Here is an 11,855-nt window from a genome sequence, read left to right as displayed (position 1 = left end):
CGATGACAACCTCCACGCTTCTTCCTTCGTACACGGTGTTCGACGGCCACCGGCGGCTCGCGACGGGCCCGCTCGTGTCGGTCGCGCTCGCGGCCCGGCAGGCCGGCGACGCGAGCGCCGGCACGATCCTGATCTTCGACGACACGACCGGCCGCTCGATCGACCTCGACCTGCGCGGCACGCCGGACGAGATCCGCGCGCGCTTCGCGCCGCCGTCGGGCGACGACGTATCCGCAACGGTCGGCGAGCCGGCCGGCGCGGGCGAACCGCGCGGCCGCGGCCGGCCGAAGCTCGGTGTCGTGTCGCGCGAGGTCACGCTGCTGCCGCGTCACTGGGAATGGCTTGCCGCGCAGCCGGGCGGCGCGTCCGTCGCATTGCGCAAACTCGTCGAGGACGCGCGGCGTACGCATGCGGCGGCCGATCGTCTGCGCGACGCGCAGGCGCGCGCCTACCACTTCATGTCGGCGATGGCGGGCGACCTGCCCGGTTTCGAGGAGGCCGCGCGCGCGCTGTATGCGAACGACCTGGCGCGGCTCGCCGGGCTGATCGCCGGCTGGCCGGACGACGTGCGCGACCATGCGCTCGCACTGGCGCGCGGCGATCTGCCGCCGTCCACCGACGACTGCTGAAAGGAGCTTCCGACGCAATGACCGTATTCGACCTGAACCGCGGCGCGATCGCGCCGGTGGCCGACGAGGCCGAGCTCGTCGACCTGCGCGTGACCGGTGCCGTCCCGCACGATCTCGACGGCACGTTGCTGCGCAACGGCCCGAATCCGCCGGGCGGCCGCTTCGAAGGGAACGACGTGCTGTCGTGGTGGCCGGAAGCCGCGATGCTGCACGCGATCGCGTTCGAAGGCGGCCGCGCGACCGGCTACCGCAACCGCTGGGCGCGCACGCAGCGCTGGGCCGCCGTGCATGCACCCGGGCAGGCGCCGCATCTTCCCGACACCAATCCGAACGTGAACGTGCTGCAGCATGCCGGCGAATTGCTTGCGCTGGCCGAGGGCGGCGCGCCGCTCGCGATCACGGCCGCGCTCGATTCGCTCGGCGCGCCGGCTCGGCACGCGGGCTTCGGCGGCGGGATGACCGCGCATCCGAAGGTTGATCCGGTAACGGGCGAGCTGATTTCCTTTCGTGCGGACTGGCGTGCGCCGTGGCTGCGCTACGGCGTGGCCGACACGCAGGGCGTGCAGCGCGTCGAGATCGAAATCGACCTGAACGCGCCGTCGATGATGCACGACCTCGCGATCACCGAAACCCGCAGCCTGCTGCTCGACCTGAACGTCGGCTACGACTTCTCGCTGCTGAAGCAGGGCCACCGGATGCCGCTGCGCTGGCACGACGACCGGCCCGCGCGCATCGGCGTGATCCCGCGCCACGGCGGCGCGGTGCGCTGGTTCGGCATCGAGCCGTGCTTCATCCAGCACGTCGTGAACGCGTACGACTGCGACGCATCGTGCATCGTGCTCGATGCGGTGCGTTATCCGTGGTTCCTGCGGCTCGACGCGCGCACGGGCCGCTTCGCCGACAACCCGGTCGGCGAGCTGTGGCGCTACGTGATCGATACGGCGAACGGGCTGATCGACGAAGGGCCGCTCGCCGACGGCGGCATCGAGATGCCGCGCATCAACGAAAGCCGCACGGGGCGCCGCTACCGCTACCTGTATGCGGTGGAACAGCCGAACAATGCGGAAATGCGCGGCGTGATGCGCTTCGACCACGCGAGCGGCACGACGACGCGCTATGCGGTGCCGGCCGGCGACCAGAACAGCGAGCCGGTGTTCGTGCCGCGCCCGGGCGGCGTCGACGAGGACGACGGCTGGCTGCTGGTGATGGTCTACCGCGCGGCGACGGATACCAGCGACGTCGTGATCCTCGATGCGCGCGCGATCGACGCGGGGCCGGTCGCGACCGTGCACCTGCCGCGCCGCGTGCCGGCCGGGTTCCACGGCGCGTGGGTGCCGCGCGAGCGTTGAACGTGCGCGGCGGCGCGCGTCATTGCGCGCGCAGCGCGTCGACGATCTTCAGCCGCGCGGCGCGCATTGCCGGCAGAAACCCGCCGACGAGCCCCATCACGAGCGAGAACAGCAGCGTCTTCACGACGATCGCGGGCGTCAGCACGAAGCGGAACGACAGGTCCGCGAAGGTCTGGAAGTTGGTCGTCGAGAACGACGCGAACTGCATCAGCGACGCGCACGCGAGCCCCGCGACGCCGCCCACGAAGCCGAGCAGCAGCGCTTCCAGCAGGAACGCGGCGAGCACGTTCGTGCGCTTGAAGCCGAGCGCGCGCAGCGTGCCGATCTCGGCGACGCGGTTCGCGACCGATGCGTACATCGTGATCATCGCGCCGATCATCGCGGCGATCGAGAAGATCGTCGACAGCGTGATGCCGAGGATGTTGATGAACTTCGACAGCGCCTTCGACTGGTCGCCGTAGAAGGTCTGCTCGCGTTTCGCCTCGTCGGTCAGCCGCGGGTCGACGTCGATGTCGGCCTTGAAGCGCGCGAAGCCGTCGGCGCCCGGGATGCGCAGCACCATCGACGAATAGCTGGTGCGCCGGAACGACTGCATCAGCTGGTCGACGTCGCCCCAGATCTCCGAATCGAAGCCGCTGCCGCCCGCGTCGAAGATGCCGACGATGGTCCAGTCGCGCTGCGCGAAATGCAGGCTGTCGCCGAGCTGCGTGCCGCTGAAGCCTTTCGCGATCGCGCTGCCGACGATGATTTCCGACGAGCCGGGCGCGAACATGCGGCCGGCGGCGAGCGTCACGTGCGGGCGCAGCGCGAGGCCGGCCGGCGACACGCCGCGGATCACGACGTTCGACGGCTTGCCGGTCGATGTCTTCACCAGCGAGATCAGCACGACCGCTTCCTTCGACACGAGCGGCCGGCCGTCGGGGCCGGGTGCGACGGCCGGGTGCATCTCGAGCGCGTTGGCCTGCTGATGGTCGATCGAGCTCTGGATCTCGGTTTCGGCGCCCTTGCGGATCACCACCGCGTTGTCGGGTTCGCCGGTCGAGACGAGCGTCTTCGTGAGCCCCGCGTCGAGCATCTGCACCGTCGCGAACACGAAGATCACGAGCGCCATCCCGCCGGCGGTCAGCGCGGTGGTGAGCCGCCGGGTCCACAGGTTGCGCGCGATGTAGTTGAGCGGGATGGCCATGCGTGTCGTTACCCGATCGCCCGCAGGCCTTCGACCACACGCACGCGCGCCGCCTGCCACGCCGGCACGATCGCGGCCGCGAAGCCGACCGCGACCGAGCACGCGGCCTGCAGCGCGACCGTCCCGGTCGACACCTTGAACACCGGGAAGATGCCGCCTGCCGCCTGCTTGAACAGGCTCGCGGCGGGCGGTGTCGCGAGGATCCCGAGCCCGCCGCCGGCCACCGCGATCACGACCGATTCGCCGAACACGATCAGCGCGAGAAACCCGGGGCCGAAGCCGAGCGCCTTCAACGTCGCGTATTCGGCCGTGCGTTCGCGCGCGCTCATCGCCATCGCGTTGGCCATCACGGCCATGATGATCAGGATCACCACGTACGACACCAGGCGGATCGCCGCGATGATCTGGTTCGACATCGCGACGAAGCCGAGCTGGAACGCCTGCTCGGTTTCGGTCAGCGTCTCGGCGAGCGAGTTCCTGAACACCGCGTCGACGTTGCGTGCGATCGCCGCGCCGTCGTCGGGGGTCGCGACGCCGAGCACGAATACGCCGACCTGGTCGGCCTGCTTCGGCGTGCGCTGCCGCACCGTCTCGTTCAGGTATTCCCAGTGAAACACCAGCTGGCGCGTGATCGTCGAATCGTCGCGGCCGTCGAGAATCCCGCGCACGACGAAGTCCCACGTACCCGGATAGATCGTGCCCTTCAGCGGGATCACGTCGCCGACCTTGAAGCCGAACTGATCCGCGAGCTGGCGCCCGACCAGGCAGCCGCGCCGGTCGCGGTTGTAGTCGGCGCGCTGCTGCCCGGGCACGATGAATTCCGGGTACAGGTCGAGGTAGTTGTCCGATACCGCGAAGCTCGCGAAGAAGTTCTTCGGGTCGCGGTAGATGCCGCCGAACCAGTTGGAGCGCACCACGGCCGTCACGCCTTCGACGCCGCGGATCCGGTTCTCGTAGCTCACGGGCAGCGGAAACACGAGCGAGATCGCGTTGCGCGTGACGAGCCGCCCGCTGGACGCGGCGGCCGCGCCCGCGTACCACGCGTCGACCACCGTATGCAGCAGCCCGAACGCGAGCACCGCGATGGTGAGCCCGAGCACGGTCAGCAGCGTGCGCAGCCGGTGCCGCAGCGCGTTGCGCGCGATCAGCTTCAGCACGTACATCGCGCGCGCTCCCGCAGCCGGTCAGCCGGCGTGCCCATCGATCAGCTCCCCTTTTTCCAGGTGCACGAGGGAGCGCGCGGCGCCGGCCGCGTGCGCGTCGTGGGTCACCATGATGATCGTCTTGCCGAGCTCGGCGTTCATCCGCTGCAGCATCGCGAGCACGTCGGTGGCCGACGCGCGGTCGAGGTCGCCGGTCGGCTCGTCGGCGACGATCAGCACGGGGTCGGTGATCAGCGCGCGCGCGATCGCGACGCGCTGCTGCTGGCCGCCCGACAGCTCGGACGGGTAGTGGCTCGTGCGGTCGCCGAGGTTCACCATGTCGAGCACGAGCTCGACGCGCTCGCGCCGCTCGCGGCGCGACAGGTGCGTGAGCATCAGCGGCAGCTCGACGTTCTCGAACGCGGTGAGCACCGGCATCAGGTTGTAGAACTGGAAGATGAAGCCGACGTTCGCCGCGCGCCATTCGGCCAGTTGCGCCTCCGCGAGCAGCGAGATGTCGAGCCCGCCCACGCGCAGCTCGCCGCTGTCGGGCCGGTCGATGCCGGCCACGAGGTTCAGCAGCGTGCTCTTGCCGGAGCCGGACGGCCCCATCAGCGCGACGAAGTCGCCTTCGCCGATGTCGAGCGTGATGTCGGTCAGCACGGGCACGATCTGGTTGCCGCGCCGGTACGACTTCGCGACGTGGCTGAGCTCGACGAGGGGCGGCGGGGCGTCGTTCACGCGTGCGTTACTTCTTCGCGACGGTCACTTTCGCGCCGTCCTTGAGCTTCGTGCCCGGCGCGAGCACGACCGTGTCGCCGGGCTTCACGCCGCGGATCGCGACGAGCTCGCCGATCCGCATGCCGGCGGTCACGGCCGTTGCATGCACGACGTCGTCCTTCACGACGAACACGACCGGCCGGCCGTCGCGCTCGACCACCGCGCTCGCCTGCACGGCCGTCACGGGCTGCCGGTCCTGCGCCGACACCGGCTTCGACAGGAATGCGATCTTCGCGCTCATGTCGGGCAGCACGCGCTCGTCGCGGTCGACGAAGCGCACCTTCACGAGCACGGTGGCCTTCGAGCGGTCGACGGTCGGCACGATGCGCGACACGCGGCCCGCGAAGCGCATGTCGGGCAGCGCATCGAGCTGGATCTCGCACGGTTGCTCGGCGCGGATCTTCGCGATGTTCGATTCGGCGACGTCGGCCTCGACCTCGAGCGTGTCCATGTCGGCGATCGTCACGACCGCGCCCTTGCTGTCCGACGCGGACGAGAACGGCGTGATGTTGTCGCCGACGTTCGCGTGTTTCGCGAGCACGATGCCGTCGAACGGCGCGCGGATCACCGTCTGGTCGACCGCGACCTGCGCGGCCTGCGCGTTGGCGTCGGCGGACGCGATCGCGGCCTCGCCGCTGCTGAGCGATGCGCGCGCCTTGTTCACGCGGGCCGTATCGATGTCGAGCTGCGCGGCCGGCACGGCGCCCTTCGGCGCAAGCGCCGCGCTGCGGCGCAGCGCGATTTCGGCGTCCTTCAGTTCGGCCTGCTGCACGCCGAGGTTCGCGCGGGCGACCTTCACCTGGGCGAGCGCCTGCGAGAGCGACGCCTCGACGTCGCGGCTTTCGAGCCGCGCGATGATTTCGTCCTTCTTCACGCGCGTGCCTTCCAGCACGCCGAGCCATTCGACGCGCCCCTGGCCCTTCGACGCGACCGCGGCCTTGCGCTGCGGCACGACGTAGCCGGTCGCATTGAGCTGCGTGTCGTTCTGGTATGGGTAGGCGGACGTGACGGTGGTGGTGTCGACGGCCGGCCGGCCGGTCAGCGCGAGGCCGGCGGCGATCGCGACGACCACGATCGCGGCGGCGGCCGCATAGCGGGGCCACCGGCGCGGGCGGGGCGCCGATGCGAGCGGACGCCGGTCGATTTTCAGTTTGTCCAGATTGTGATCGGGCAATTTGAGCGCCTCGAGACGGCGGCGGCCCTGTGTCGGTATCGGGGCCGGCCGCGATCCGGTTTCCGGGGAAAGGGACGGATGGACGCCAGTATAAGCGTCGCCCCGGCGGCGTGCGAGCGCGTTTGCGGCGCCGCGGCTGCGGCGGCCGAACCGGTCACGGACAGGGAAATACGGGTACGCCTCCGGGGAAACCCGAAGGGTGCAAGCAACGTGTCAACTCGTCGCGAATGCGGTGCGTTATGGAACCAGTGCGTCAGGTTTTGTCGCGACGGAACGGCGGAAGCCGGCCTCGCGGCCTGGGGCTCCGATGCGAATGCCTCGCATCTTTACTTACCGGTACGTTTGATTTTTTCTCCGCTAAAGGAAGAACAATGAAGAAGACGCTCGCTTCGATCATCGCTGCAGCATTCGCGCTCGCATCGGTTTCGGCATTCGCACAGGAAGCAGCATCGGCACCGGCTGGCGACACGTCGGCTGCCGCACCCGCCAAGAAGGATCACAGCAAGCCGAAGCACCAGCTGAAGCACCACGGCTCGAAGAAGGGCCAGGCGAAGGCTGCAGCCGCATCGGCCGCCGGCACGAACGACGCAGGCGCGCAGAACTGAGCGGCTCGCCGCCACGGCCGGCGTTGCCGGCCATCGGTCGGCCAACCCCGCATGCTCCGGCATGCGGGGTTTTGTTTTTTTCAGGGGCTCGATTCCCCCGGTTCGTCGACCCGGACGGGCGGCGGCGCGCACATCGCGTCGACCACCGTGCGCATGCGCCGCCAGTGCGAGCCTTCCCAGAACACGCGCCGGCACACGTCGCACGCGGCGAAGCGCCGGTGCCGCTGCCGGACGCCGGCCGGCACGCGCGGCGCGGCGGCGGCCGCGTCGAGCGGATGCAGCGGGGCATTGCAGCGCAGGCATAACCGGAACGGGCGCATGTGCGGCGCGAGATCGAGCCGCTCGAACAGTTCGCGCAGCTGGTCGGCCGGCTGCAGCGCGTGCAGGTAGCAGCCGCGCTCGACCGCACGCCGCTTGAGCAGCTCGCGGTCGCGGGTCAGCACGATCCGGCCCTCGCGCGCGGCGAGCGCCGCCAGTTCGTCGTCGCGGTAGTGGTTGTCGTAGCAGGTGTCGAAGCCCGCGAGGCGCAGCAGTTGCGCGAGGCCGCCGAGATGCGCGTCGGCGACGAAGCGCCATTGCGCCGGTGGCGGCGCGGCGACTCCGCGGGCTGCCGGTTGCGCGCGCTCCGGAAAGGCTTCGACCCGGTCGCCGTCGTCGAGCGGCCGGTCGAGCGCGGCCGGCACGTCGTTGATGCACAGCCGGCCGATTTCGGTATGCGGGACGCCGAGCGCCTCGATCGCATGCTTCACCGTCGCATCGCGCGCGCAGGCGTGCCCGAACGCGCGGTCGCGCTGCGCGCGCGGGAGAAAGGCGTTCAGTTCGTCGTGGAAGCGGAAGGTCGCGGTCGCCATGCGCGCAGTATGGCACCGCGCATGGCCGGCCGCGTGCCCTGCAGGCGCCCCGCATCTGTGTTTAACTCCCCGCTTCACGGAGCGAAGGAGCGGGAAATGGATCTCGGATTTATCGGGCTGGGCGAAATGGGGCAGGCAATCGCGACGAACCTGCTGAAGGCCGGACACACGGTGCGGGTCTGGAACCGGTCGCGCGAGCGCGCCGAGCCGCTGGCCGCGGTCGGCGCGCAGATCGTCGACACGCCGGCCGACGCGTTTCGCGGCGACGCGGTGTTCTCGATGCTGGCCGACGACACCGCCGCGCGCGAGATCTTCGACGAAACGCTGCTCGCGCAGGCGCCGCGCGGCCTGATCCACGTCAACATGGCGACGGTGTCGGTCGCGCTGGCCGAATCGCTCGCGCACGCGCATGCGTCGCGCGGCATCCATTACGTCGCCGCGCCGGTGATGGGGCGCCCCGATGTCGCGGCCGCCGCGCGCCTGACGATCATGGCGGGCGGCCCGGCCGAGGCGATCGACCGCGTGCAGCCGCTGTTCGACGCGATCGGCCAGAAGACCTGGCGGTTCGGTTCGCTGCCGCAGCACGCGAACGTCGCGAAGATCGCCGCGAACTTCACGCTCGCGTCGGCGATCGAGACGCTCGGCGAGGCGTCCGCGCTGCTGGGCGCGCACGGCGTCGCGATGCGCGACTTCCTCGACGTGATCACCGGCAGCGTGTTTCCGGGGCCCGTCTACGAGGGTTACGGCTCGATGATCGCCGAGCGGCGCTACGAGCCTGCGCGCTTCAAGGCGCGCCTCGGGCTGAAGGACGTTCGCCTGGCGCTGGAAGCCGGCGACGCCGTGTCGGTGCCGCTGCCGGTGGCGAGCGTCGTGCGCGACAACCTGCTCGACGCGCTTGCGCACGGCGGCGGCGAACAGGATTTCGCGGTGCTCGGCGAAGTCGCGCTGCGCCGCGCGGGCCGCTGATCCGCCCGCGACAGAAGTCGGGCGCACCGGCATAATCGACGTTTCGTTTTCCTTGCATCGAGGCAGAGGCGGTCATGAACTTGCATACGTGGTGGCTTTTCGTGGCGACGGTGTTCGTCGTGTCGGCGATTCCGGGCCCGAACATGCTGCTGGTGATGACGCACGGCGCGCGCCACGGGCTGCGGCGTTCGGCATGGACGATGGCAGGCTGCCTCTCCGCGCTGGTGCTGATGTTGTCGGTGTCGGCGGCCGGCCTCGGGGCCGTGCTCGAGGCTTGGCCGGCGATGTTCAACACGTTGCGCTTCGCGGGCGCGGCCTACCTGATCTACCTCGGCGTGAAGGCGTGGCGCGCACGCGTGGACGACGAGCAGCCTGCCGCCGACGTCGAAACCGTGTCGCGCCAGGCCACGCCGGCATCGCGCGGGGTGCTGTTCCGCAACGGTTTCCTGGTCGCGGGCAGCAACCCGAAGGCGATCCTGTTCGCGGCCGCGCTGCTGCCGCAGTTCATCAATGCGGCCGAGCCGACGCTGCCGCAATTCGGCATTCTCGTCGTCACGTTCGCGGTGATCGAGGTGAGCTGGTATCTCGTCTACGCGTCGTTCGGCACGCGCATCGGCGCGACGCTGAAGAGCCAGAGCGTGGCGAAGATCTTCAACCGGCTGACGGGCGGGCTGTTCGTCGGCTTCGGTGCGATGATGGCGCTGGTCCGTCACTGATTTCGATCCGACGCCGGTGCGCCGAACGCCCCGTCCCTCGCCAGAGGGCGGGGCGTTCCGCTTTTTGGGGCTCGCCTCACGCGCGCGGGCGAGTCAACGCCGCTGCGCCGGCGTCGCGTCCGGCCGAGAGCCCGAAGACGGCGGCCGCGCCGGCGAACGCGAACCCGACGCCGCACACCGCGCTCCACCCGCCCCACGCCCACGCACTGCCGGCGAGCGCCGCGCCGAGCGCGCCGCCGATGAAGAACAGCCCGACGAACAGCCCGTTCAGGCGGCCGCGTGCGGCCGGGTTCAGCAGGTTGATCGCGCGCCGGCCGATCGTCTGGTCGACGATCACGCCCGCGTCGAGCAGCGCCGCGCCGCCGGCCAGCAGCGCGAGCGCGAGGCCGCGATGCGCGTGCGCGTCGAAGCCGAACCAGCCGGCACCCGCGATCCCGAGCAGGGCGAGCGCCACGAGCATCGCGCCGTGCGCGATCCGCTGCGCGGCCGGCCCCAGGCCGCGGTCGCCGACACGGCCCGCGAGCGGTGTGACGATCGCGCCGCTCGCGCCGGCGAACGCGAACAGCGCGATCCCGTGCAGGTCGAGGCCGAACGGAGGCTGCGCGAGCCGCAGCCCGACCGCGGTCCAGAATGCGCTGAACGCGGCCATCGCGAGCGCGGCCGACAGCGCATGCCGGCGCAGCACCGGCTCGTCGGCCAGCAGGCGCCCCATCGACGCGAGCAGCGCGCGATAGCCGGCCGTGATCGACGGCGTGCGCGACGGCAGGCGCAGGGCCAGCACGACGGCGATGGCAGCGTTCGCAAGCGCGGCCAGCAGATAGAAGCCGCGCCAGCCGGCCGAGCCCGCGATCAGGCTCGCGAGCGGCCGCGACAGCAGGATGCCGAGCATCAGCCCGCTCATCACGTTGCCGACCGCGCGGCCGCGCTGCGCCTCGGGCGCCATCGCCGCGGCCATCGGCACGAGCATCTGGATCACGCTCGACGCGGCACCGGCCACGAGGGTGGCGAGCAGGAACACGGTGCCCGACCGCGTGAACGCGGGCAGCGCGAGTGCAGCCGCGCATGCGGCCAGCGTCGCGACGATCAGGCGGCGGTTCTCGAGCAGGTCGACGAGCGGCACGAGCAGCACGAGCCCGGCCGCGTAGCCGAGCTGCGGCAGCATCGCGACGAGGCCGGCAAGGCCGGGCGGCAGATGCAGATCGGCACTGATCGGGCCCGTCAGCGGTTGCGCGGCGAACAGATCCATCACGATCACGCCAACCGTCGCGGCGAAGAACAGCGTCATGCCCGCGCTCAACGCGGGCGGCGTGCCGGCGGGCGCGCTTTCGGGCGTGCGGACGGCGGCGGGGCAACGGTTGGCGGGGCAGTTCATCGGAAGCCTGGCGAGTGGGTCGAAGGAGTCCCCATCGTAGGTGTCCGATGTTTATGCGACAATTGAAATATCTCTAATATGATTATGCGAGTTTGTTTTGAATACGCGTGATCTCCAGGCGTTCGTCGCGGTGGTCGACAGCGGGTCGATGGTCGCTGCGGCCGCGAAGCTCCACCTGACGCAGCCGGGCCTGACGCGGCGCGTGCAGAATCTCGAAACGCTGCTCGGCATGCCGCTGCTCGAACGGCAAAGCAAGCCGCTGAAGCCGACTGCCGCCGGGCGCGACGTCTACGCGCTCGCGCGCAACGTGCTGGGCGCGGTCGACGAGCTGATGGCGGCGGGCGCGCCGGACAGCGAGCCGTCCGGCGAGCTGCGCATCGGCGTGCCGCCGTTCCTGTCCGAGCTGGCGCTCGAGCAGCCGATCGACCGGCTGCGCGACGCGTTCGGGCGCCTCACGCTGCGCGTGACGGCCGGCTGGTCGCCGGCGCTGATGCAGGGCGTCGAGCGCGGCACGCTCGACGTCGCGGCCGTGATGGTGCCGGCGAGTTCGGTACTGCCCGATACGTTCACGTCGACGCTGCTCGGCACCCAGCCGACGGTGCTCGTCGCCGCGCGCGACTTTCCGCTGCCCGACGGCCCGTTGTCGATCGACACGCTGTCGCGTTTTCCGTGGGTGCTGAGCCAGGACGGCTGCGGGATGCGTTCGGCGCTGAGCCGCACGCTCGGCGCGGCCGGGCTGCCGTTCGACGTCGCGGTCGAGGCATTCGGCTCGGAGTTGCAGCTGTCGCTCGTCGCGCGCGGCGCGGGCATCGGCATCGCCGCGCCGAACGCGCTGGCGCGCAGCGCGCACCGCGACGCGCTGAGGGTGGTGGAAACGGCGGGACTGGAGACGCGGATCAACGTGTGGATCGTGCACGGCGCGCTGCCGGGCCGGCTGGTGCGGCCCGTCGCGCTGCTGCGCGATGCGCTCGGCGAAGTGCTCGACCGGGAAAACAGGGTGGGATCAGATGCAGTGAAGGCGATCTAGAGTCGGCATTCGAGGGAAAGTCCGTATTTTCTCTACGGAAATGTTGCATTGCGGAAAC

12 protein-coding genes are annotated in these 11,855 nt (G+C 70.5%); 6 read left to right on the top strand and 6 right to left on the bottom strand.

Going from position 1 to position 11,855, the window contains the following annotated elements; translation table 11 throughout:
* Positions 1-2 precede the first annotated feature (2 nt).
* Both L810_RS11835 and L810_RS11830 read left to right on the top strand, forming a co-directional pair.
* Complete coding sequence (locus L810_RS11835; RefSeq protein ID WP_021158599.1) at positions 3-629, top strand: DUF2239 family protein; 627 nt, start codon at positions 3-5, stop codon at positions 627-629.
* A 17-nt stretch (positions 630-646) separates the two neighbouring features.
* The gene (locus L810_RS11830) at positions 647-1,978 is read left to right on the top strand and encodes a carotenoid oxygenase family protein (protein ID WP_021158598.1); all 1,332 of its coding nucleotides are present in this window, start codon (positions 647-649) and stop codon (positions 1,976-1,978) included.
* Between the two features lie 19 nt (positions 1,979-1,997).
* Here the strand turns inward: L810_RS11830 and L810_RS11825 are convergent, their stop codons facing one another.
* From L810_RS11825 to L810_RS11810, 4 genes are read right to left on the bottom strand one after another with little or no spacing between them, the layout of a single operon-like run.
* Positions 1,998-3,164, bottom strand: a complete 1,167-nt coding sequence (locus L810_RS11825; protein WP_021158597.1) for an ABC transporter permease — start codon at positions 3,162-3,164, stop codon at positions 1,998-2,000.
* An 8-nt stretch (positions 3,165-3,172) separates the two neighbouring features.
* Positions 3,173-4,327 (bottom strand): ABC transporter permease, encoded by a 1,155-nt coding sequence (locus L810_RS11820; RefSeq protein WP_021158596.1) that lies wholly within the window; start codon positions 4,325-4,327, stop codon positions 3,173-3,175.
* Positions 4,328-4,348: 21 nt separating this feature from the next.
* Positions 4,349-5,047, bottom strand: coding sequence for an ABC transporter ATP-binding protein (locus tag L810_RS11815; RefSeq protein WP_027788609.1), 699 nt, complete (start codon positions 5,045-5,047; stop codon positions 4,349-4,351).
* 7 nt (positions 5,048-5,054) lie between these two features.
* Positions 5,055-6,260: an efflux RND transporter periplasmic adaptor subunit gene (locus L810_RS11810; protein ID WP_042974144.1), complete on the bottom strand. Its 1,206-nt coding sequence runs from the start codon at positions 6,258-6,260 to the stop codon at positions 5,055-5,057.
* Positions 6,261-6,631: 371 nt separating this feature from the next.
* On the opposite strand from L810_RS11810, the gene L810_RS11805 reads away from it, so the two are divergent.
* Positions 6,632-6,865, top strand: a complete 234-nt coding sequence (locus tag L810_RS11805) for a hypothetical protein (protein ID WP_021158594.1) — start codon at positions 6,632-6,634, stop codon at positions 6,863-6,865.
* An 80-nt stretch (positions 6,866-6,945) separates the two neighbouring features.
* On the opposite strand, the gene L810_RS11800 is transcribed toward L810_RS11805, so the two are convergent.
* Positions 6,946-7,716 carry a Mut7-C RNAse domain-containing protein gene (locus L810_RS11800; RefSeq protein WP_021158593.1) on the bottom strand — a complete coding sequence of 257 codons (771 nt, stop codon included), beginning with the start codon at positions 7,714-7,716 and terminating at the stop codon, positions 6,946-6,948.
* On the opposite strand from L810_RS11800, the gene L810_RS11795 reads away from it, so the two are divergent.
* A complete protein-coding gene (locus L810_RS11795) occupies positions 7,606-8,682 on the top strand; it encodes an NAD(P)-dependent oxidoreductase (protein WP_306415664.1) in 1,077 nt (358 codons plus the stop codon). The genes L810_RS11800 and L810_RS11795 overlap by 111 nt on opposite strands.
* Before the next feature lie 74 nt (positions 8,683-8,756).
* A complete protein-coding gene (locus L810_RS11790; protein WP_021158591.1) occupies positions 8,757-9,398 on the top strand; it encodes a LysE family translocator in 642 nt (213 codons plus the stop codon).
* Between the two features lie 76 nt (positions 9,399-9,474).
* Here the strand turns inward: L810_RS11790 and L810_RS11785 are convergent, their stop codons facing one another.
* Complete coding sequence (locus L810_RS11785; protein ID WP_021158590.1) at positions 9,475-10,770, bottom strand: MFS transporter; 1,296 nt, start codon at positions 10,768-10,770, stop codon at positions 9,475-9,477.
* 97 nt (positions 10,771-10,867) lie between these two features.
* On the opposite strand from L810_RS11785, the gene L810_RS11780 reads away from it, so the two are divergent.
* Positions 10,868-11,797, top strand: coding sequence for a LysR family transcriptional regulator (locus L810_RS11780; RefSeq protein ID WP_021158589.1), 930 nt, complete (start codon positions 10,868-10,870; stop codon positions 11,795-11,797).
* The last annotated feature ends 58 nt before the right edge of the window (positions 11,798-11,855 follow it).

The sequence above is a fragment of the Burkholderia sp. AU4i genome (genome assembly GCF_000466765.1).
GTDB lineage: Bacteria > Pseudomonadota > Gammaproteobacteria > Burkholderiales > Burkholderiaceae > Burkholderia > Burkholderia cepacia.
Note: the sequence above shows the minus strand (reverse complement) of the source record. Positions and strands in the feature narration are given on the sequence as shown.

Excerpts from the sequence above, each read along its gene's own strand:
- L810_RS11835 (WP_021158599.1), top strand. The coding sequence starts at position 3 with ATGACAACCTCCACGCTTCTTCCTTCGTACACGGTGTTCGACGGCCAC.
- L810_RS11830 (WP_021158598.1), top strand. The coding sequence starts at position 647 with ATGACCGTATTCGACCTGAACCGCGGCGCGATCGCGCCGGTGGCCGAC.
- L810_RS11825 (WP_021158597.1), bottom strand. The coding sequence starts at position 3,164 with ATGGCCATCCCGCTCAACTACATCGCGCGCAACCTGTGGACCCGGCGG.
- L810_RS11820 (WP_021158596.1), bottom strand. The coding sequence starts at position 4,327 with ATGTACGTGCTGAAGCTGATCGCGCGCAACGCGCTGCGGCACCGGCTG.
- L810_RS11805 (WP_021158594.1), top strand. The coding sequence starts at position 6,632 with ATGAAGAAGACGCTCGCTTCGATCATCGCTGCAGCATTCGCGCTCGCA.
- L810_RS11795 (WP_306415664.1), top strand. The coding sequence starts at position 7,606 with ATGCTTCACCGTCGCATCGCGCGCGCAGGCGTGCCCGAACGCGCGGTC.
- L810_RS11800 (WP_021158593.1), bottom strand. The coding sequence starts at position 7,716 with ATGGCGACCGCGACCTTCCGCTTCCACGACGAACTGAACGCCTTTCTC.
- L810_RS11790 (WP_021158591.1), top strand. The coding sequence starts at position 8,757 with ATGAACTTGCATACGTGGTGGCTTTTCGTGGCGACGGTGTTCGTCGTG.
- L810_RS11785 (WP_021158590.1), bottom strand. The coding sequence starts at position 10,770 with ATGAACTGCCCCGCCAACCGTTGCCCCGCCGCCGTCCGCACGCCCGAA.